The following is a 20,831-nucleotide window of genomic DNA, read 5'->3' as shown; positions in this document are numbered from 1 at the left end:
CTATTGGAAATATAAATATTTAAAATGGCTCCGAAGGGTAAATTAATTATTATAGGGGGTGCAATAAATACCGGAAGTTTTACCGAAACTCAGTTCGGGTTGCCCCAAAATATGAACTTTTTTGAAAGAGGTATTTTAAAGAAAATCACTGTTGAATCTGTAAGAGATAGTAAATCCAGATTTGAAATCATTACCACAGCCTCACTTATTCCAGAGAAAGTTGGAGAAGAATATATAAAGGCATTTGCGCAGCTTGATGTGCATGACGTGGGTGTATTAAATATTAATAGTCGGGAGCAAGCCAATTCAAATGAGAACTGCGAGAGGGTTAAGGCTGCTGATGTGATTATATTTACAGGAGGAGATCAACTACGCTTGTCATCCATATTTGGAGGGACATCGATTCACCAAATCTTGTTAGATAAGTATCAGAATGAACCTGTAGTAATTGCAGGGACATCAGCTGGTGCGGCGGCATCTTCAAAAAATATGATCTATCAGGGAAGTTCTAAGGATGCTCTTTTGAAAGGAGAGGTTAAAATTACCGGTGGATTAGGGTTTATTGATGGTGTAATTGTAGATACGCATTTTGTCCAAAGAGGTAGAATTGGTCGTCTGTTATATGCTACAGCAAGTAATCCGGGGATTTTGGGAATAGGTTTAGGTGAAGATACCGGATTATTTATTTCCGAAGGAAATAAGATGGAAGCAATAGGCAGTGGAATGGTTATTTTGGTTGATGGGAGAGATATGGCTGACACCAATTTAACAGATGTTGAGATGGGGCAGCCAGTTTCTATTAAAAACATGATTGTACATGTGATGTGTGATGGAGATACCTATAACCTTACTGAGCATAAGTTGACCATTCATCATCCAAAGGTTGTTTCAACAGATTAGGATGAAAGTAATTATACATGGTGGTTTTTTTAGTGAATCTGATACCAATCAGGAGACAAAAAGGGCAAAGCAGCAGGCGCTGGCTTCTATAGTTACCCAAGCTCATAGTTATTTGCAAACGCATACGGCTTTAGAAACCGTAGTTTATACTGTAAGTTTGCTTGAAGATGACCAATTGTTTAATGCAGGTTTGGGATCTCAGATACAAAGTGATGGCAAGGTACGTTTAAGCGCGTCTTTAATGGATGGTAAAACACAAAAATTTAGTGGGGTTATCAATATTGAGGATGTAAAAAACCCTATTCAGGTTTCCGAGAAATTGCTAAGCTATGAAGACAGAGTGCTAAGTGGCGAAGGAGCATGTGCTTTTGCTACCAAAAATGGCTTTGGTTATTTTGATCCTATTACCCCACAAAGGCGGCAAGAGTACGAGGCAAAATTGAATCAGCAGGAAAGAAAAGGGACTGTAGGTTGTGTAGCATTGGATGCTGATGGCGATATAGCCGCAGCAACCTCTACAGGGGGAAAAGGCTTTGAAATCCCATGCAGAGTAAGTGACTCTGCCACTGTGGCAGGAAATTTTGCAAATCAGTTTGCTGGTATCTCTTGTACAGGTGTAGGAGAAGATATTGTTAACGTTGCAATGGCAGCAAAAATAGTGACGCGTGTAACGGATGGGTTTACTCTGAAAGATGCTTGTGAGAAATCTTTTGCAGAGTTGAAACTTATAGATGGTTTTGCCGGCGTAATAGGAATTTCATCAAAAGGAGAAATTTATCACTTAGACTCTCATTCTTATATGGTTTGGGCTGCTTTTGATGATGGATTAGAAGTGTTTCCTTAATAACACCTAACTGTTTGCGATAACGTAACAGTTATAATACGGTTTTTCTTATAGATTAACTGCATGCTAACACTAATTTTAATTTCGTGAAAGATATTTGACCTGCGGCATTGGCGCACGAAAACTTAATTATTAACGAAATGGACTCACGCAGAGATTTTTTAAAAAAGATAGCGTTATTATCAGGCAGTACAGCCATGTCGACTATGGTGCCTTCTGCAATACAAAGGGCTTTTGCTATAAATCCGGAAATAGGTAGCACATATCTTGATGCCGAGCATGTGGTTATACTAATGCAAGAAAACCGCTCCTTTGATCACTGTTTTGGAACCTTGCAAGGTGTAAGGGGGTTTAATGATCCCCGAGCTGTTTATTTGCCGGATAAAAAACCTGTATGGTTGCAAACGGATGCGAGTGGCAATACCTACTCCCCATTTCGATTAAATATAAAAGATACAAAAGTTACCTGGATGGGCGATCTGCCTCATTCGAGAGCAAGCCAGGTAGATGCCAATAACTATGGAAAATACGATAAATGGCTTCCTGCAAAACGATCGGGGAATAAGACATATGCTGATATGCCTTTAACATTAGGCTACTATACCCGCGAGGACTTACCATTTAATTATAGTATGGCCGATGCTTTTACGGTATGCGACCAGAACTTTTGCTCTGCAATGACAAGTACTACACCTAACCGTTCTTTCTTTTGGACAGGCAAAATTACTCATGATGAGGACGGCATTCCCAAAGCCAACATCAGAAATACAGATTTTGGTTATGGGAATATGCCATGGAGTACTTTTCCTGAATTGTTGGAAGAGAATAACATCCCATGGAAATTCTATCAAAATGATTTAAGCTGTGGAGGTGGGTTTATTGGTGAAGAAAGATCCTGGTTATCAAACTTTGGGTGTAATCTTCTGGAATTCTTTAAAGCGTATAATGTTAAATTCTCCGAGCGGTATATAAAAAATCTACAGAAGCAAGCAGAAGAGCTTCCTGGTGAGATTAATAAATTGCAGGAAAGAACCCCATCTAGTGATGAAGACGGGAAAAAGGCGCTAGAAAGCGTTCGAAAAAAACAAGAGGTGTTAGATAATGCGCGCAGCGAACTTTCAAAGTGGAACAAGGAAAGTTATGAAAAACTGTCGGAGAAAGAAAAGAGCCTATACAAAAGTGCTTTCGTAGTCAATTCTGGAGATGCTGATTTTCGATCTATTACGGCGCTAACCTATAATGATAAAGGTGAAAAACGAAAGGTGACTGTGCCAAAAGGAGATTTGCTTCATCAATTCAGACAAGACGTAAATACAGGGAAATTACCAGTTGTATCCTGGCTTGCAGGACCGCAGAACTTTTCTGATCATCCAAGCGCTCCATGGTATGGAGCCTGGTACGTATCAGAGATTCTGGATATCTTAACTAAGAATCCTGAAGTTTGGAAGAAAACAATATTTATTGTTACTTATGATGAAAACGATGGTTATTTTGACCATGTTCCTCCTTTTTCGATTTCAGATGCTAAATTGCCCGGAACCGGAAAATGTTCTCCAGGTATAGAAACTGAGATAGAACATGTACGTTTGGAGAATGAATTAAAACAGGGAATTCCTAAAAATCAGGCGCGCGAAGCGCCTATAGGCTTAGGTTTTAGGGTGCCGATGGTTATTGCGTCGCCGTGGACCAGAGGAGGTAAGGTGTGCTCACAAGTTTTTGACCACACTTCAACTCTACAATTTTTGGAAGGATTCGTAAATAAAAAATTCAAAAAGAACATAAAGCTTGATAATATTAGCGAATGGCGTCGCACGATTTGTGGGGATCTTACGTCCGCTTTTAATCCTTATAATGGGGATAAATTAGAAAAGATCGCTTTTCTTGACAGAAATAAAAATGTTGAAACCATATATAATGCCAAATTTAAAGGTGATCCTATAGGGTTCAAAAAACTTTCTGATGCAGAGATCAGGAAAATTGAAGGTGAAAAGGCAGGAATGTTGGTGCAGGAAAAAGGAGTACGCTCATCTTGCGCCTTGCCTTATGAACTATATACTGATGGGGGGCTAAGTAAGGACAAGACAAGTTTTGAAATCAATTTCGTGTCGGGAAATCAAATTTTCGACAAAAAAGCAGTCGGATCTCCATTTACGGTAAGCGCACCTGTTAAATACAATGATGAAACAAGTAAAGATGAAATCTCTAGAAACTGGTCATTTGCTGTTTCCGCGGGAGATCATTTAAATTACAGTTGGCCCGTTAATGCATTTGAAAATGGTGTCTATCATCTTCGAGTTCATGGGCCAAATGGGTTTTATAGAGAGTTTATTGGGAACAAGAATAATCCGCAGGTAAACTTACAGGCTAGTTATGAGCATAACCGACTTAGTCCGGTTAAGTTGACGGGTAATATTAAAGTTGATATTGTTAATAATGGAGCAACAGCTCAAACATTTATTATAATAGACAATAGTTATGGCAAAGGCCGTCAAACAAAATTAGTTGCGGCGGGTGGTAAAGCGAGCGTTGTGCTAGACCTTTCAAAATCTTACCATTGGTACGACATCAGCGTGAAGCTACAAGGGAATGATGTTTTTGAAGAGCGGTTTGCAGGAAGAGTAGAAAGCGGTGTTGAGACTAAAACGGATCCCCTAATGGGCGGGATTGTTTAGGATGGTAAAGATGATATAGTGTTGTTTATTACTTTTGTTATATCTTTACCGCATGAACAAGAGTTGGTTAGCAATCATTTTTCTGATTATATCAAATCAAGCAATGACCCAAACCAGTCATTTTCTGCCTCAGCAACCCCCTCAGGGAAGTGGGGCTATAAATATTGTGGTTTCCAATCTGGATGAGAACGAAGGAGATACATACTTTGCTGAAGCCGAGAAAAATGAACGAAATGGAGAACTTAATGAAGCAGTAACCTTATTTGGGAAAGCAGCTTTTGAATACAATAGTGCTAAACAATTTGCTCGTTATGGTGAAGCATTAATGAGATTAAGTAACGTTCATTATCAGTTGGCTCATTTTAGTGAAGCAGAACAAGTTGTTTTAAATGTAGCCTTAAAAAATTACTCAAAAATCGGAAGCCGAAACGGGCAAATGGAATCTTATAGCCAGTTGGGTAGGATTTACCTTGCGTTGAATAAGCCTACCCAATCTTTGTGGTTTTATACCCAGCAAGGAATATTGGCAAAGCAAATAGGGAATAGTTCGGCTTATATAGAGTCTGTTTTGGGTGCTGCAAATGTAAAAATCAGAAAAAAAGAATATGCTTTAGCAACTAAAGATATTAATAGGGCTGAGCTTTTAGCAAAATCAGCAAATACCAATGAATTCAAAAATCAGATTAAAGAGGCAAGATCTATGCTCCCTGCACTAGCAGCAGCAAAACCTGCAAAGAAATCATCAAAAAAGAAATAAAAATACATAATTGTAATCTTCTGTATTTGAAGGTGTTTTTAGTTTAGTTTTTTTAATAGTATTTCCAGAACTTTCGTAAGTTTACAGAAAAGAGACAGTATTATTACTGTCTCTTTTCTGTTTATTTATGAAATTGGTATCATATTAGTGTGTAATTATAAAATGGATTTTAAATTAGTAAAAGAGATGTTGAAAAGAATATTATTGGTAACCTTTACCGCCGCTGTACTCGCATGTCATGCATCACCGCAACCTCAGCAAATGGTTCAGGGTGTAAGTAATATTGTGCCCGATGAAAAACAAGCACTGGTATGCAAAGAAATAGTTACGCTCATTGAAAACTGGAATTACAAGAAAATAAAAGTAAATGATTCAATATCTTCTTTGATTTTGGATAAATACATAAAGGATTTGGATCCTTATAAGTATTACTTCTTATCATCAGACATAAAAGAGTTTGAAAAATTTAGATTTTCTTTGGATGATGATTTTAGAAGTGGAAATCTAAATGCACCTTTTTATATCTTCAATGTATACCTGAAAAGATATAACGAATGGTTGGCATATTCTCTAAATCAGATAAAAGCTAAGTACGATTTCAATCAAAATGATACTTATACTTTTGATCGGGAAAAAATGCCATGGGCAGCATCTTCAACCGCTTTGAACGATATCTGGAAAAAGAAAGTAAAATATGAGCTTGTGAACCTAAGAATCGCAGGTACAACCGAAGCTAAAAATGTTGAGACCTTAACCAAGAGGTATCAGAATTTAAAGTCGCAGGCATCTAAAGTTAATAATCAGGATATATTCCAGACCATTATGGATGCCTTTACGGAGACAATAGATCCGCATACTAATTACTTTAATCCAGCCAACGCACAGGCCTTTAATGAAGATATGGCTCGCTCATTTGAAGGTATAGGCGCAAGATTACAATTGGAAAATGAAGTGCTTAAAATTTCAGAGATCATTCCTGGAGGGCCGGCTTTTAAAAGCAAACTGCTAAGTGCAGGAGATAGAATTGTAGGTGTAGCACAAGGGAATGCAGAATTTGAAGATATCATTGGCTGGAGAATAGAAAACTCTGTCGCAAAAATTAAGGGCCCTAAGGGAACTAAAGTTAGATTGAAAATAATTCCTGTAGGAATGGAACTTTCTTCGAAACCAGTAATCGTTGAGTTGCTTAGAGAAAAGATTGTGATGGAAGAACAATCTGCTAAGAAAAAAGTGAAAACAATACAATCTAACGGCCAGCCATATAAGATTGGTATCATTACGGTTCCGGCATTTTATGCAGATTTCAAAGCTGCAAGAGCTGGAGATCCGAACTATAAAAGTACAACCCGTGATGTACGATTATTAATTGATACCCTTAAAAATCGCGATAAGGTTGATGCAATAGTAATGGATTTAAGGGCCAACGGTGGAGGCTCTCTGGTAGAAGCTATTGATCTTACGGGTTTATTTATTGATAAAGGGCCTGTTGTGCAGGTTAAAGACCTTAAAGGAGGGATTGAAGTTAATGAGGATACAAATGCAGGTGCAATTTGGGAGGGGCCTTTTGGTGTAATGGTTGATAGATTGAGTGCCTCTGCTTCGGAGATTTTTGCGGGCGCAATTCAAGATTATGGACGGGGAATTATTATGGGAACCCAGACTTACGGTAAGGGAACCGTACAATCTTCGATTGACATGAATCAGCTTGTAAATCCGTCGATCCTGCAAAGACTTGCTGCTTTAGTAGGTAAAAATGTAGCGGGCGGAGCTGCAGGTAAAGATGGAGTTGCACCACCTCAATTGGGTCAGATCAATTTAACAATGGCTAAATTCTATCGTGTAACTGGTAGCAGTACACAACATAAAGGTGTAATGCCTGATATAGTATTCCCTTCTTTATACCCAATGGACAAAATTGGAGAAGATACTGAAAAATCGGCATTGCCTTGGGATGAAGTGAAGAAATCTAATTTTATAGCAGTTGCAGACCTTAACCCAATTAAACCTGAATTGATCAAGCTTCATCAGGAACGAATGGCTAAGTCTTTAGATTACAAAATCCTTAACCAGGATATTGCCGACATGAAGAAAAGAGAAAAAGAGGTTTCGATAACTTTAAACGAAAGCAAACTTAAAGCAGAGCGCGACAGTCTTGAAGCTAAATCACTGGAAAAAACAAATCTGTTGAGGGCAGAAAGAGGTCTTGCTCCAATAAAGAAAGGCGCAAAAATTGCTAAGGAAGAAAGCTTTGATTTTGTTGAAGAAGAGAGCTTAAAAGTAATGCTTGATTTTATGAAGTCAGCGAATCCTAAAGATAAGAGTGTCGTTAAAACAGTAAAAGAATTCCAGTAAAAGATTATTAATAATTTTACAAAAAAAAGCCTGATCAAATCTGGAGGGCACTGAAAAAGTCCTTTACAAAAATGGGGTAGTTCATAAATCATGAATTACCCCATTTTCTTTAAATTGTAAGAAGTTTTTCTAGCTGAAATTTCCTGTGGCTAATCTAAGGACGTCAAATTCAGTTATTTCATAACTTTATTTATCTCATATATTTTCGAGCTCCTTTTTCAGTGCCCTCCAGATTTGATCAGGCTTTTTTTAGACCATCCTCCGATATCTATTTCTTATTGTCAGAGGCTTTTTGCATTTGCATGGCCATCATTTCTTTCATTGTTCGATTCATGCCTTCAGTAGATCCATCAAGGAAAATAACATTGCCTTCACTGTTCTCGGCAAATTGTTTAATGGATTCTGTCCACATAGTAAAAAGAATAACTGAGATATCAAGATTAGCCTCTTCCATTTCTTGGGCAGCTTTGGTCATACCATGCGCAACTTCTGCACGAAACAGCGCAATACCCTGACCTCTAAGCTGGGCAGCCTCACGTTCTGCAGCAGCAGCAATTTTAATAGCATTACCGTCTGCCTCAGCACCTTTGGTTTTTGTAATTAATAAAGCCTGACCTTCGTTTTCGGCGGCAGCTTTTAAGTTGTTTGAGGCCACAACGCGACTCATGGAGCGCATAATTTCTTCATCGAATGTAATGTCGTTAAGCTGTAGATCTTGTAAGTGATAGCCCCAGCTTTCTAGTACCTGATCTATCTGATGTTTAACATGATCAACAATTTCATTTCTCTGTGCAAGCACATTTGCTTGCTTTTGGGTGGCAACGTATGCCCTTATAGAGCCCTCAATAGTACGAATTAGAGCTTGCATTAAGTTCGTAGAATCTACGAATTTGAAGGCAACGTTTTTAATCGTTTCCTCGTCATGATTAATTACAGAGTATAGCAACATGGCCTTAAAGTATACATTGGCCTGATCTTGTGTTACGGCCTGGAAAGAAAGCTCCACAGATCTGTTTTGTATTGAAATTCTGGAGTGAATATTTTCAATAAGGGGTATTTTTAAGCTTAATCCCGGGCTTAATAATCTTCTGTATTTTCCGAAAATAGTTACTACTGCAATTGTGCCTTGTTTAACCGTTACAAATGAACTGATTAATATCACAGCTGCGATAAAAAGGATAATGTAAAAAGTGTATTCCATAGCGTTATAATTAATTAGAATAATGAATAAGTCAAGGTACGAACAATCGGGCACAGATATTGTATTAGTAACTAATGTAACTAAAATTTACCTTATGAATGTTAAACGAACTTTTGGAACCATCTTAACTGTTTTGGGAATAATAGCGCTTATTTATGCTGGGTACGGATATGTTCAACATAGCATTCAGACCAGGGAATTGATCGTAGTTGCCGTTATTGGTATTATATTCTTCGTGTCTGGTATAGGCTTAATAAAGAATACAAAAGACGAAGCTTAGTTCTTTCTTAATTCAATGCGTCCATTTGCAGAGAAACTTAACTGATGTTCGGGGAAGTCAGTATTGGTTAACCACTGAATCTTTTTAAAGGCAGTGTAATGGGTGTCTATAGTTAAATTGTTGATCTTATCTTGTTTTACGGAAATGATGTCTGCAAGAATAAAATCGCCGTTTGAGTTGATTTTTAGTTGTAATAATGGAGCAAATCCATTAGGTCCTTTAAGACTAAACATTCCATAAGTACAGAAGTTACCAAGACTATATGCAATGAACTTATTTTTATACACTTCGACTGCCCTTGTAACATGTGGGCCATGGCCAAGGACTACATCTGCTCCTGCATCTATCACACCATGAGCAAACGCATATACATTCCCTCTGTTCTCTTCATAAAATATTTCATCGGTTCTGGGAACATGTTCAAATTTGGCTCCTTCACCACCACCATGAAAGGAAACAATAACAATGTCAACCTGTGCTTTTAATCTTGAAACGAGCGATTTTGCACTATCAAGTTTATTGATAGAGACCGTGTTTTCATTGGGTGCAAATGCACAAAAAGCGTATTTGATGCTGTCTTTTTCGAAAATTACTGAGGGATGCGACTGCAAGCCTGCGTAATGTATGTTTAGTGAATCAAGAATCTCGGCGGTTCTTTTCCTGCCCTTAAAGCCAAAATCGCCAACATGATTATTAGCAATACTTAATAAATTGAAGCCCGCATTTTTTATAATTCCGGCATATCTTTCTGGCATTCTAAATGCGAAACAACTATTTCCGGTAGTGTCTTTACATTTTGTCGATTTACCACTGTTCAGAAAACATCCTTCAAGATTTCCGAAAACGATATCTCCTTTTAAAAAGGTATCGACATTTTTAAAGCTCTTTATAGCGTCTCCCTTTGGTAAATTAGATTTATCAGGATAGGCGGATCCGAGCATGATGTCGCCAACACCAATTATAGAAATGGTGTCTTTTTTAAAAGCTGCAGTATCCTTTTGGAGGATATTTTGACTCTGTGAAACTTCAGTAGTAGTTGATGCTGTGGTAGTGCAACTTAACAAGATTAAGCTGAGTATGATATTTAAAAGGCTTACGCTTAGAAGTCTCATTTTTATTTTATAAAAAAAGTCTTCCTAAAGTATCAGGAAGACTTAAATGCGTTTTTGTCCAAATAGAATTTATTCCTCGATCAGATCATTCTTTACGGCATCTATTATTCTTCCGCCTTTATAGAAATATCTTGAGTAATAAGGTTCATTTAAATTACTGATTACGACACCGCGTGTTGATGAAGCATGAGCAAAGCGATTATCTCCCAAATAGATGCCGATATGCGTAATGGTTCTGCTTTTTATTTTAAAAAATACAAGATCACCTTCTTTTAGTTCATCTTTTGGCAATGGATCAACCATGCTGAAAATATCTCTTGAATTTCTTAATATGGTAGTGTTGAAAACTTTATCGTAAATAGCTTTTGTAAAAGCGGAACAATCAATCCCTTTACTCGTGTTTCCTCCAAATCTGTAAGGAGTGCCAATCCATTCGTAAATGAATTTGTAGAGTTTAATATTAGAAGTTGCATCAACAGCAACACCCATCACTTGCGAAAAATACTGCGAAGCTAAATTATCGGGATCCTCTAATTTATTAGTTTCTTTTGTTTTTGTTTGTGCGYYKWKNGGCCSAAAGGCTGCACAATACAATCAGGGAAGACAACAAAAACTTTTTTATCATGTTATACTGTTAAGTTTGGGTAAAAGGCACTTACACTTAAACGTACACCACTAGGGCTTATTGTTTGGATGGCAAACATATGTATTTTACAAATGTTATCCAAATGTCATGGACCTAATATCAAAAGTTATTAACATTTTTTGTAACCTTAGTGTGCATTTTACATCATTTTCTTCGATATGTTGCAATAAAGAAGTAGATTTGCTCTCGTAAATAAAAATCAACACCCAACAATGAGTGCAGTAGAAATTAATAAAGATACCTATCTGAAGTGGTTTGAGTCGATGTTGCTGATGCGCAAGTTCGAAGAAAAAACTGGACAACTATACGGACAACAGAAAATCCGTGGATTTTGTCATTTATATATTGGCCAGGAGGCCGTTGTTGCAGGAGCAATTTCTGCATTGCAGCCGGAAGATTCCATGATAACTGCTTATCGTGATCATGCTCATGCATTGGCAAAAGGCGTAAGTGCAAATAGCATTATGGCCGAAATGTATGGTAAAGCTACAGGTTGCTCAAAAGGCAAAGGTGGTTCTATGCACATGTTTAGTAAGGAATTTAATTTTTATGGTGGCCATGGTATTGTGGGCGGACAAATCCCTCTTGGMGMMGSTMTTSCGWTNTKMTGAAAAATATAAAGGCACTAAAAATGTAAATGTTTGCTATATGGGTGATGGAGCCGTTCGTCAGGGAGCTTTAAATGAAGCTTTCAATATGGCGATGCTTTGGAAATTACCTGTAATATTTGTTTGTGAAAACAACGGTTATGCAATGGGTACCTCAGTTGAGCGTACCACCAACATGGTTGATATTTATAAAATAGGATTAGGTTTCGATATGCCATGTGCCCCAGTTGACGGAATGGATCCTGTTGCAGTTCACAACGCAATGGATGAAGCTGCTCAACGTGCAAGAAATGGCGAGGGACCGACTTTCTTAGAGATGAGAACTTACCGTTATCGTGGACACTCTATGTCTGACCCTGCTAAATATCGTACTAAAGATGAATTAGAAGAGTATAAAGCTAAAGATCCTATTGAAACAGTAAGAGAAGCGATTCTTAAAGAGAAATATGCTGATCAGGCATGGATTGAAGAAATTGAAAATAAAGTAAAACAGATTGTTGATGAATCTGTGAAATTTGCTGAAGAGTCTCCTTGGCCTGAGGCATCAGAATTATATACTGATGTTTATGTGCAACAAGACTACCCATACGTACAAGATTAATTTAGAACGCATTTCAATAGATATATAGAATGGCTGAAATAGTTAGAATGCCCAAAATGAGCGATACCATGACAGAAGGTGTTATGGCTAAGTGGCATAAAAAAGTTGGCGATAAAGTTAAAAGCGGCGATGTTATGGCCGAAGTGGAAACCGATAAGGCAACCATGGATTTAGAATCATATTGGGATGGTACCGTATTGTACATTGGTGTAGAAGAAGGTAAAGCTGTTCCTGTTGATGCTATAATTGCTGTAGTTGGTAAAGAGGGTGAAGATTATAAAGCTGCTCTTGACGCCGAAGGCGGTGCAACACCTGCTAAAGAAGAACCTGCGACAGAGAAATCATCATCAGATAAACCTGTTGAGGAGAAAAAAGAAGCTGCTTCGGCTCCTGCAGTAACTGATGCAGATTTAGAAAAACAAGGTGTTACGGTTGTTCGCATGCCTTTATTAAGTGATACTATGACTGAAGGCGTAATTGCTGAATGGCATAAAAAAGTAGGCGATAAAGTTAAAAATGATGACATACTTGCTGACGTAGAAACCGATAAGGCTACTATGGAAGTGATGGGTTATGCTGAAGGAACGTTATTACATATTGGTGTTGAAAAAGGACAAGCGGCTAAAGTAAATGGAATTATTGCCATTGTAGGTCCGGAAGGAACTGACATTAGTGGGATACTTAGCCAGGGCGATGCGCCGGCAAAACCTGCTGCCGATAAAAAATCTGATGCTCCAGTTGAAGAGAAATCCTCACCAGTGGCTCAGAAAGAAGAAGCTCCTGTTGCTTCAGGAAACACTGATCGAGTAAAAGCATCACCGTTAGCGAAAAAAATTGCTCAGGAAAAAGGAATTGACCTTAGTCAGGTTGCTGGCAGTGCAGATGGTGGTCGTATCATTAAAAAAGATATTGAAAACTTTAAGCCTGCTGCCAAAGCTGCTGAATCAGGTGCCCCTGCAGAAAAATCTGCACCGGTACTTGCACAATATTTAGGTGAAGAGAAATTCACTGAGAAACCTGTTTCTCAAATGCGTAAGGTAATTGCTAAACGTTTGAGCGAAAGCTTATTCACTGCACCGCATTTCTACCTTACCATGGTTATCGACATGGACGCCGCTATTGCTGCACGTACTAAGATGAATGAATTCTCTCCTGTTAAATTATCATTCAATGATTTAGTTCTAAAAGCAGTAGCTGTTGCTCTAAAACAACATCCAAATGTGAACTCTTCTTGGAGAGGTGATGCAATTCGTTACAACGAGCATGTAAACATAGGTGTAGCTATCGCTGTTGAAGATGGATTATTGGTTCCTGTAGTACGGTTTGCTGATGGAAAATCATTGTCCCGTATCTCTGCTGAGGTTAAGGATTTCGCACAACGTGCGAAAGCTAAAAAATTACAGCCTGCTGATTGGGAAGGTTCAACTTTCACTGTTTCAAACTTGGGTATGTTTGGTATCGATGAATTTACTGCTATCATCAATACTCCGGATTCTTGTATTCTTGCTATAGGCGGAATCTCCCAAGTGCCAGTTGTTAAAAATGGTGCGGTTGTTCCAGGAAATATAATGAAAGTTACATTGAGTTGTGACCACCGTACGGTTGATGGCGCTACGGGTGCTGCATTCCTGCAAACATTTAAAGCATTAATGGAAGAACCTGTTAGGTTATTAGTTTAATCAGAATTCTCTTCAAAGAGATTTAAATATTGAGCTTGCCTGTGTATAATACAGGCAAGCTTTTTTATGCTTGTTACTTTTTGTACTTTTGCGCTCATGTCGAATATCAAACCCTCTTTAGCTAAAGGAACCAGAGATTTTTCTCCACAGGAAATGGTAAAACGTAACTATATTTTTGATACCATTAAAACGGTGTTTAGAAAATATGGATATGCGGAAATACAAACTCCCTCAATGGAAAATCTAGCAACCTTAACCGGTAAATATGGTGATGAGGGTGATAAGCTTATATTTAAAATTTTAAACAGCGGTGATTTCCTTTCTAAGGTAAAGCCAGAAGTGCTTTCGCAGGCAAATTCAAATGCCATTATCTCATCGATTAGCGAAAAAGCATTGCGTTACGATTTAACGGTGCCTTTTGCACGCTATGTTGTTATGCACCTGAATGATATTTCTCTTCCTTTTAAACGATTCCAGGTACAGCCTGTATGGCGTGCCGACAGACCACAGAAAGGACGCTACAGAGAGTTTTATCAGTGCGATGTGGATGTTGTTGGATCTGATAGCTTATTGAATGAGGCTGAGTTTATACTGATCTATCAGGAAGCATTGAGCAACCTTGGATTAAAGGACTTTACTATAAAAATCAATAACCGTAAGATATTATCAGGAATTGCTGAAGTTGTAGGCAAACCTGAACTAATTATAGATATGACTGTTGCTATTGATAAACTTGATAAGATTGGTTTAGAGGGTGTCATTAAAGAGCTATTGGAGCGTGGGTTTACTGAGGTAGATATAGAAAGATTAAAGCCGGTTATTTTGCTAGAAGGTACTAACGAGCAAAAACTGGATAGTTTAAAAACAGTATTGTCCATTTCAGCAACAGGACTTAAAGGTGTTGAGGAAATAGAGGCGGTGTTTGATTATGTAAATTCAATGCTTAAATCAGACTCATCTATGAATCCGAATGTTGAATTAGATATTACGCTGGCAAGAGGATTAAATTATTATACAGGTTGCATATTTGAAGTGAAAACCAATGAGGTTGCCATGGGTAGCATTGGTGGTGGTGGAAGATATGACGATCTAACTGGTATGTTTGGTTTAAAGGGCTTAACCGGAGTTGGGGTATCTTTTGGTGCGGATAGAATTTATGATGTATTACAGGAACTGAATCTTTTCCCTGAATCTGCAGCTGCCGGCACAAAGGTTCTGATCAGTAACTTTGATAAAGAAGCCGAAAGATATGCGCTACCGATCTTACAGCAACTGCGTGAGGCAAATATTGCTGCGGAACTATATCCGTCTTCTGCGAAGCTTAAAAAGCAGATGAGCTATGCTGACGATAAACATATTCCTTACGTAATACTCATCGGAAGTGAAGAAATGAACAATGATGTCTTAACATTGAAAAACATGAAAAGCGGACAGCAAGAGAAGTTAACTATTGCTGCTATTGTTGAACTGTTAAAAGTTAATTAGTCTTTGAGGAAGCCATAAAGGTCTCCAAATTTCCTTTTGCTTTAGTGCTGATCTTATTTCTTAAAAAGGTTGTCCATCCTAATAAAAGCCCTGTAAATCCAAGGGCTTGTTTAGCCCAAATGTAAAAATTGAAATGATCGGTATGCTTTGTTATTTTTCCGTTCTCTATTAGAAAGGAGGCTTTAATTCTATTAACTACCATGTTTCCTGTCGCGGAAAAAGTATAATATGCATCCCATTCGGCGCTTACCACCTGCTCATTTCCCGAAATATTTTTAAACTCAATTCGCATATCCTTGCCGCTTTTGATAAGCATAGCCCACATAGAACGTACCTGTTTTGCATTTAAATTAGTAAATACAGGATCGCTAAAGGTAGCACTATCGGCATAGCAATCTTGCATTGCCTTTATATCTTTATTTTGAAAGCTAATATAAAAGTGGCGGATCAATTCTTCATTTTGAGTCATAACAGCAGCGTTTATCTGGTTTAGATGTAAGTTTTACCGGCCAAAATGCCTTCTATTTTGTCCAAAAGATCATCAATGTCAAATGGCTTAGCAAGAAAACCATTTGGCTTGTATTCACCATGTTCAACATTTTGGGCAGTATATCTCGCAGATATCATCAATACAGGGATTTGATCCGTGGTTGCATCAGACCTAAGTGTTTTTAGCAATTCGCGGCCGTCTCCATCAGGCAACATGATATCAAGAATAAGTAAATCCGGTTTAAGCTGCTCAATATGAAACATCATATCTGCGCTCTTGTTAAGGCCTGTTACATTATATGCTTCACTCTGTAAAATCAAGGTGATCACATCAAGGATAGCATGATTATCCTCAATAACAAGTATGTTTTTGTAAATTGTAGAGCCTTTTGCCAAAATAGAGATATTTAGTAGTACAAATATATTCAAGTAGAATGATTTGTTTATTGTTTATTTGAGAAATTTGAACAAATTATTGCAATAGTATGCCTAATGGTTACTGTTGCAACGTTAAAATAATCTGGGAGTTTCTTTGAACCTTTTTACATTATTAAAGTCCAAGAATAGAGTTTTAGGTTAGAATGGGTGTGGTTGTGGCGACTATGCCCTTTCTTATTTCAAATGAGGTTTGTATGTAGTTGTATTTACAATCGCTTTAAGCTCTTGTAAAATGGCATACAGGCCAAAATTTGTCCGGTTTACATAAATAAAATGCTTAACGCCCCTTGCTTGTTTGAACTCGGCCATCTTAGAAATCTTTTCACCATAGGAATATAGCTGCGCAAAAAAATCCGGATTGTCAAAATTAAATACTTCGCTTGTATATGGCCTCGCGAATAGTTCAATCATTTCACGATAAGCATGATAATAGAATTCGATCTGTTCAGCATTATCTTCCTTATGAATCATTTCTAGTTTTCGAAATGCTTCAATTGTCTTAGCTTTATCTTTAATCACATCAGTGGATATGAGTGAGAAAAAAGGGTAATAGAAGTCATCGGGCATTTCCTTTATACAACCAAAATCGATAACCCCTAGTTTTTCTTCCGGAGTGATCAAAAAATTTCCGGGATGAGGGTCAGCATGAACTGCTCTTAATTCGTGTTGCTGGAAGTTATAGAAATCCCAAAGGGCCTGACCAATTTTATTTCGTAATTCCTGTGAAGGTTTTGTCTTTAAAAATTCTTTTAGATGATGACCATCTATCCAATCCATCGAGATTATTTTCTTTCCCGACAGTTCCGGGTAATAAGTTGGGAAAACAACATTGGTCAGATTTTTACAGGCTTCAGAAAACTCGATAGAACGTTTTACTTCCAGTTCATAATCAGTTTCCTCTAATAAACGTTCTTCAACTTCTTTAATGTAAATATTTAATTCTTTCTCGCTCATACCTAATAAGCGGAATGCAAAAGGTTTTACCATTTTAAGATCAGAAGAGATGCTATCGCCAACACCTGGGTATTGAATTTTCACTGCAAGTTTTTTCCCGTTTAATTCAGCCGTATGAACCTGGCCAATTGATGCGGCATTGGTTGATCTGAGATTAAATTTGTCGTAGATCTTTTCTGGAGTTTTCCCAAAGCTTTTGGTAAAAGTTCTTACAATAAGTGGCCCTGATAGTGGGGGAGCATTATATTGTGATTGGGTAAACTTATCAATATAAGATTTAGGGAGGATATTTTTATCCATGCTTAACATTTGAGCAATCTTTAGTGCACTTCCTTTTAGTTCACTAAGTGATTTATAAATATCTGTAGCATTGTCTTCATTTAACTCATCTTTAGTAAGCTCTGGATTAAATAGCTTTTTAGAGTAGTGTTTGATATAGTTGCCGCCTATCTGAAATCCTGTTTTTACAAATTTGGCCGACCTCTGCGTTTTAGTTACGGGGATACTGCTTTGCTCTTTCATCTGATCTTAGAATCTCATCTTCTCTTTAAAATGCCCGTTCCTTGAAAGAAACTTGCCATACTCCAATAGATTGTCTATAGGTGATCTTTGAAATAGGTCAAAAGTTACATTTATACCTTTTTCTATTGCTTCGTCTGTTTTTTCAAACCCGGCGCTGTCATCATTCATCCAGAATTTTACTATAAAGGCAAATTGAATCCAAAGCGCATCTTTATACCTTTTGCTAAAAAATTTTCTTTCAGCCAGTTCTCCTGTTTCCAGACCTTCGTTCAAGATTTCTTCTGCAAAATGTTCAAATATTGGTTTTACTCCAGAAAGTGCATCTGGGGTCGAGAATCTGTCTTTAGCTGTTTTAAGGCTATAAATCACAAAACTTCTTTGCTTTTTGAGTACTTCAACATAGCTATAAAAAAAAGCAAGGATTTTATCTCTGGATGAATACTCGTTCCAAATCTCCTGTTGCTGTAAAGTATCAATGGTTTCCACTATTAATTCTACCCATATGATCTTTTCTATGCTTTCAAAAGAAGCGTAAAACTCATAAAAATCGGACTCAGATATCTTTAGTTTTTTAACAAAACTATAAACTGATTTAGGTTTCTCATCGTTCATTAAAACGTAATCGATGTAACCATTTCGAATTTGCTGAGCAGTTGCCATTTCCTTTTTATTTATATAACGTTTAAGTAGTTAGCATGTTTCAAAAACCATTTAAAGTTATTGAATTATTCTATCATCGTTTTGTAATAAAAAGTTGAATTGGGTTAAATGTTACAGGCCTAAACGGTGTTTTCTTAAGGTGTCCTTTGCAATATCATAGCCAGCATCAGCATGCCGTATAACCCCCAATGCCGGATCATTATGTAGCACACGTTTAATTCGCGCTTCAGCATCGGCAGTACCATCAGCAACTATCACCATTCCAGCATGTATAGAATACCCAATTCCAACTCCACCACCATGATGAAGTGAAACCCAGCTTGCTCCTCCAGCGGTATTAATTAGTGCGTTAAGAATAGGCCAGTCTGCCACAGCATCTGAACCATCCAGCATTGCTTCGGTTTCCCGGTTTGGCGAAGCAACAGAGCCTGTATCTAAATGATCTCTACCGATTACAATTGGGGCCTTTACCTTTCCTTCGGCCACTAATTTATTAAATGCCACGCCGGCTTTTTCTCGTTCTCCCTGTCCAAGCCAGCAAATCCGTGCAGGTAAACCCTGGAATGCAATGCGTTCCTGAGCCATGTTAATCCATTGTTTTAAACTCTCGTTTTCAGGAAATAATTCAAGGATCAATTTGTCTGTTTCGTAAATGTCTTGTGGATCCCCGCTTAATGCTGCCCATCTGAAAGGGCCTTTGCCCTCACAAAAAAGTGGGCGAATATAAGCTGGAACGAAACCAGGAAAGTCAAATGCATTTTTAACACCCACCTCCAGTGCGCGTCCACGCAGGTTGTTGCCATAATCAAATGTGATAGCTCCTCTTTTCTGTAATTCCAGCATTTGCCGCACATGCTTAGCCATTGTAGCATAAGAGCGTTCTACATACTTTTCAGGATTTGCAGTACGCAAAGCATTGGCTTCCGAAACACTCAATCCTTCTGGAAAATATCCAATTAAAGGATCGTGTGCCGAAGTCTGATCAGTTAAAGTATCAGGTGTAATATTTCTATCTATCAATCGCTGTAATAGTTCAACTGCGTTACAAACAACGCCGATGGATAATGCTTTACCTTCTTGTTTGTAKYGNNCAANGMTCKGWMRAKYGYMGYGTCTATGTCGTGTTCAATTTCGTCGATGTAACGTGTTTCTAGTCTTTTTTGAATGCGCCATTCTTCGACCTCAGCTGCCAGGCATACACCTTTGTTCATCGTTATTGCGAGTGGTTGGGCACCACCCATACCCCCAAGTCCAGCCGTAACATTTAAAGTATTTTTTAAATTACTGTCAAAGTGTTTTTTTGCCAACGCCGAATAAGTTTCATAAGTACCCTGTACTATGCCCTGCGAACCTATGTAAATCCATGAACCTGCTGTCATTTGACCATACATCATCAAGCCCTTATCTTCCAGTTCGTCAAAGTGCTGTTGGGTAGCCCATTTTGGTACTAGTTGGGAGTTCGATATCAGTATCCTTGGCGCGTCTTTATGTGTTGGTAATATTCCTACTGGTTTGCCCGATTGTATTAACAATGTCTCTGTATCTTCCAGGTTTTGTAATGCCTTAATGATTAATGCCAAGGCTTCTTTATTTCTTGCTGCTTTGCCTCGACCACCGTAAACAATAAGCTCTTCCGGACGCTCTGCAACCTCAGGGTCAAGGTTATTCAATAACATTCGCAATGCGGCTTCCTGTACCCATCCTTTGCAGGTTAATGTAGTGCCGGTTGGTGTATTTTTTTTACTGAGATCAAGATTTAAATTCATAAAAAGGCTGCGGAAACCCACTCATCGCCTAAGCGTGGGTGGGGGGAAAGCAGCTACCCCCTAATTTTAAAATTAAAATATTACTATTTTTTTTAGTCAATATAGCTATTGTTTTTAGTTATTTAATTAAGTCCGTACATTAGTATTGTGAAATTGGTATTGAAAATAATCTGGATACACTCCGCAAACCTATAATTGCTGTAGATACATTGGTAAAAGAACCAATAGGGTTTTTAAGTGTACAAATACAAATTGCAAAGTGGCTGTGATAGATGCGGATTTTAATGCCGCTCAAAACATTGCTTTGCTTGGGGTTGCTGTAAATCTGCCCGAAAGATGCGATATGTATAGTTGTACTGTACATTATTGATGTCTAAAGCCCAATCCATCACCAAGTCTGGTTGGGTAGTTTACAATAGCAGTCATATAAAGGCAATGTTACCAGACAAATGTATATAATTATATAGAATTGGTTAAGTTTGGTTTTTGAAATTGAAAGAAAAGATTTTACATATCAATAAAGCTATCTCGATCGTTTTGTTAATGGTCTTTTCCATTGCACTTACGCCATTTAGCATTCTTCATAGCCATCATGAGGAAGAGACGCAATGTGCAAAAAATGGAGAGACCTGTAAACATCAATTTCACGTGCGTAAGCATGCCGACACTTGTTTAATATGTGCGGCTCATTTCGAAAAAGATTACATCACTACCCATTCTCATTACACTTTATATCAGGTTAGCAAATCTGGTTTAAAGCCTGTAGAGGCAATCAGCAATTCTTATGCTGACTTAATCCGTTTAGGGTTAAGAGGACCTCCGATAGCTTAGCATTCTTTAATTTATTGCTTGTGATGACGCTGCA

Annotated in this window: 18 protein-coding genes and 2 pseudogenes; 11 read left to right on the top strand and 9 right to left on the bottom strand. The window is 37.9% G+C overall.

Going from position 1 to position 20,831, the window contains the following annotated elements:
- Positions 1–24: 24 nt before the first annotated feature.
- The 5 genes from N824_RS25145 (at position 25) to N824_RS25125 (ending at position 7,525) form a co-directional block, all read left to right on the top strand.
- The gene (locus N824_RS25145) at positions 25–900 is read left to right on the top strand and encodes a cyanophycinase (protein ID WP_048907863.1); all 876 of its coding nucleotides are present in this window, start codon (positions 25–27) and stop codon (positions 898–900) included.
- 1 nt (position 901) lies between these two features.
- Positions 902–1,744, top strand: a complete 843-nt coding sequence (locus N824_RS25140; RefSeq protein ID WP_048907862.1) for an isoaspartyl peptidase/L-asparaginase — start codon at positions 902–904, stop codon at positions 1,742–1,744.
- 140 nt (positions 1,745–1,884) lie between these two features.
- Positions 1,885–4,416, top strand: a complete 2,532-nt coding sequence (locus N824_RS25135) for a phosphocholine-specific phospholipase C (RefSeq protein WP_048907861.1) — start codon at positions 1,885–1,887, stop codon at positions 4,414–4,416.
- A 52-nt stretch (positions 4,417–4,468) separates the two neighbouring features.
- On the top strand, positions 4,469–5,173 hold the full coding sequence (locus N824_RS25130; protein WP_048907860.1) for a lipopolysaccharide assembly protein LapB: 705 nt from the start codon (positions 4,469–4,471) through the stop codon (positions 5,171–5,173).
- A gap of 162 nt (positions 5,174–5,335) precedes the next feature.
- Positions 5,336–7,525 carry a carboxy terminal-processing peptidase gene (locus tag N824_RS25125; RefSeq protein ID WP_048907859.1) on the top strand — a complete coding sequence of 730 codons (2,190 nt, stop codon included), beginning with the start codon at positions 5,336–5,338 and terminating at the stop codon, positions 7,523–7,525.
- Between the two features lie 268 nt (positions 7,526–7,793).
- Here N824_RS25125 and N824_RS25120 read toward each other — a convergent pair whose 3' ends face one another.
- A complete protein-coding gene (locus N824_RS25120; RefSeq protein ID WP_048907858.1) occupies positions 7,794–8,726 on the bottom strand; it encodes an SPFH domain-containing protein in 933 nt (310 codons plus the stop codon).
- 22 nt (positions 8,727–8,748) lie between these two features.
- Here N824_RS25120 and N824_RS25115 point away from each other — a divergent pair, with 22 nt between their 5' ends.
- Positions 8,749–9,006 (top strand): hypothetical protein, encoded by a 258-nt coding sequence (locus tag N824_RS25115; protein WP_235207292.1) that lies wholly within the window; start codon positions 8,749–8,751, stop codon positions 9,004–9,006.
- On the opposite strand, the gene N824_RS25110 is transcribed toward N824_RS25115, so the two are convergent.
- Both N824_RS25110 and N824_RS25105 read right to left on the bottom strand, forming a co-directional pair.
- A complete protein-coding gene (locus N824_RS25110) occupies positions 9,003–10,118 on the bottom strand; it encodes a CapA family protein (RefSeq protein WP_048907857.1) in 1,116 nt (371 codons plus the stop codon). The two genes, N824_RS25115 and N824_RS25110, sit on opposite strands and share 4 nt — an antisense overlap.
- 69 nt (positions 10,119–10,187) lie before the next feature.
- Positions 10,188–10,607, bottom strand: a complete 420-nt coding sequence (locus N824_RS25105; RefSeq protein ID WP_373419296.1) for a C40 family peptidase — start codon at positions 10,605–10,607, stop codon at positions 10,188–10,190.
- A gap of 369 nt (positions 10,608–10,976) precedes the next feature.
- Between N824_RS25105 and pdhA the strand changes: the two are divergent.
- The 3 genes and pseudogenes from pdhA (at position 10,977) to hisS (ending at position 15,137) form a co-directional block, all read left to right on the top strand.
- Positions 10,977–11,973, top strand: a pseudogene (gene pdhA, locus N824_RS25100) (pyruvate dehydrogenase (acetyl-transferring) E1 component subunit alpha).
- A gap of 29 nt (positions 11,974–12,002) precedes the next feature.
- Positions 12,003–13,652, top strand: a complete 1,650-nt coding sequence (locus N824_RS25095) for a pyruvate dehydrogenase complex dihydrolipoamide acetyltransferase (RefSeq protein WP_048907855.1) — start codon at positions 12,003–12,005, stop codon at positions 13,650–13,652.
- A 96-nt stretch (positions 13,653–13,748) separates the two neighbouring features.
- Entirely contained in the window at positions 13,749–15,137 is a 1,389-nt protein-coding gene (hisS, locus tag N824_RS25090) for a histidine--tRNA ligase (protein ID WP_048907854.1), read from the top strand.
- Here hisS and N824_RS25085 read toward each other — a convergent pair.
- From N824_RS25085 to N824_RS36365, 6 genes are all read right to left on the bottom strand, one after another.
- Positions 15,130–15,606 carry a nuclear transport factor 2 family protein gene (locus tag N824_RS25085; protein ID WP_048907853.1) on the bottom strand — a complete coding sequence of 159 codons (477 nt, stop codon included), beginning with the start codon at positions 15,604–15,606 and terminating at the stop codon, positions 15,130–15,132. The two genes, hisS and N824_RS25085, sit on opposite strands and share 8 nt — an antisense overlap.
- Before the next feature lie 20 nt (positions 15,607–15,626).
- Positions 15,627–16,055: a response regulator transcription factor gene (locus N824_RS25080; protein WP_235207291.1), complete on the bottom strand. Its 429-nt coding sequence runs from the start codon at positions 16,053–16,055 to the stop codon at positions 15,627–15,629.
- Positions 16,056–16,238: 183 nt separating this feature from the next.
- Positions 16,239–17,540 carry an AarF/ABC1/UbiB kinase family protein gene (locus tag N824_RS25075; protein ID WP_048907851.1) on the bottom strand — a complete coding sequence of 434 codons (1,302 nt, stop codon included), beginning with the start codon at positions 17,538–17,540 and terminating at the stop codon, positions 16,239–16,241.
- 6 nt (positions 17,541–17,546) lie between these two features.
- Positions 17,547–18,200 (bottom strand): TetR family transcriptional regulator C-terminal domain-containing protein, encoded by a 654-nt coding sequence (locus N824_RS25070; RefSeq protein WP_048907850.1) that lies wholly within the window; start codon positions 18,198–18,200, stop codon positions 17,547–17,549.
- Between the two features lie 111 nt (positions 18,201–18,311).
- The gene (hutU, locus tag N824_RS36370; RefSeq protein WP_200869938.1) at positions 18,312–19,259 is read right to left on the bottom strand and encodes a urocanate hydratase; all 948 of its coding nucleotides are present in this window, start codon (positions 19,257–19,259) and stop codon (positions 18,312–18,314) included.
- Positions 19,217–19,966 carry a hypothetical protein gene (locus N824_RS36365; RefSeq protein WP_200869937.1) on the bottom strand — a complete coding sequence of 250 codons (750 nt, stop codon included), beginning with the start codon at positions 19,964–19,966 and terminating at the stop codon, positions 19,217–19,219. Before N824_RS36365 ends, hutU begins: the two co-directional genes overlap by 43 nt.
- A 187-nt stretch (positions 19,967–20,153) precedes the next feature.
- Here N824_RS36365 and N824_RS39340 point away from each other — a divergent pair.
- A pseudogene (locus N824_RS39340) lies at positions 20,154–20,336 on the top strand (zinc ribbon domain-containing protein); the annotation flags it as partial.
- Between the two features lie 116 nt (positions 20,337–20,452).
- Positions 20,453–20,797 carry a hypothetical protein gene (locus tag N824_RS25060; RefSeq protein WP_152542456.1) on the top strand — a complete coding sequence of 115 codons (345 nt, stop codon included), beginning with the start codon at positions 20,453–20,455 and terminating at the stop codon, positions 20,795–20,797.
- The last annotated feature ends 34 nt before the right edge of the window (positions 20,798–20,831 follow it).

Source organism: Pedobacter sp. V48 (assembly GCF_000523515.1).
Classification (GTDB): Bacteria; Bacteroidota; Bacteroidia; order Sphingobacteriales; family Sphingobacteriaceae; genus Pedobacter.
This window is presented reverse-complemented; position numbering and strand designations above follow the sequence as displayed.

Coding starts and splice junctions, on each gene's coding strand:
- N824_RS25145 (WP_048907863.1), top strand. CDS start 25: ATGGCTCCGAAGGGTAAATTAATTATTATAGGGGGTGCAATAAATACC.
- N824_RS25140 (WP_048907862.1), top strand. CDS start 902: ATGAAAGTAATTATACATGGTGGTTTTTTTAGTGAATCTGATACCAAT.
- N824_RS25135 (WP_048907861.1), top strand. CDS start 1,885: ATGGACTCACGCAGAGATTTTTTAAAAAAGATAGCGTTATTATCAGGC.
- N824_RS25130 (WP_048907860.1), top strand. CDS start 4,469: ATGAACAAGAGTTGGTTAGCAATCATTTTTCTGATTATATCAAATCAA.
- N824_RS25125 (WP_048907859.1), top strand. CDS start 5,336: ATGGATTTTAAATTAGTAAAAGAGATGTTGAAAAGAATATTATTGGTA.
- N824_RS25120 (WP_048907858.1), bottom strand. CDS start 8,726: ATGGAATACACTTTTTACATTATCCTTTTTATCGCAGCTGTGATATTA.
- N824_RS25115 (WP_235207292.1), top strand. CDS start 8,749: ATGAATAAGTCAAGGTACGAACAATCGGGCACAGATATTGTATTAGTA.
- N824_RS25110 (WP_048907857.1), bottom strand. CDS start 10,118: ATGAGACTTCTAAGCGTAAGCCTTTTAAATATCATACTCAGCTTAATC.
- N824_RS25105 (WP_373419296.1), bottom strand. CDS start 10,607: ATGGGTGTTGCTGTTGATGCAACTTCTAATATTAAACTCTACAAATTC.
- N824_RS25095 (WP_048907855.1), top strand. CDS start 12,003: ATGGCTGAAATAGTTAGAATGCCCAAAATGAGCGATACCATGACAGAA.
- hisS (WP_048907854.1), top strand. CDS start 13,749: ATGTCGAATATCAAACCCTCTTTAGCTAAAGGAACCAGAGATTTTTCT.
- N824_RS25085 (WP_048907853.1), bottom strand. CDS start 15,606: ATGACTCAAAATGAAGAATTGATCCGCCACTTTTATATTAGCTTTCAA.
- N824_RS25075 (WP_048907851.1), bottom strand. CDS start 17,540: ATGAAAGAGCAAAGCAGTATCCCCGTAACTAAAACGCAGAGGTCGGCC.
- N824_RS25070 (WP_048907850.1), bottom strand. CDS start 18,200: ATGGCAACTGCTCAGCAAATTCGAAATGGTTACATCGATTACGTTTTA.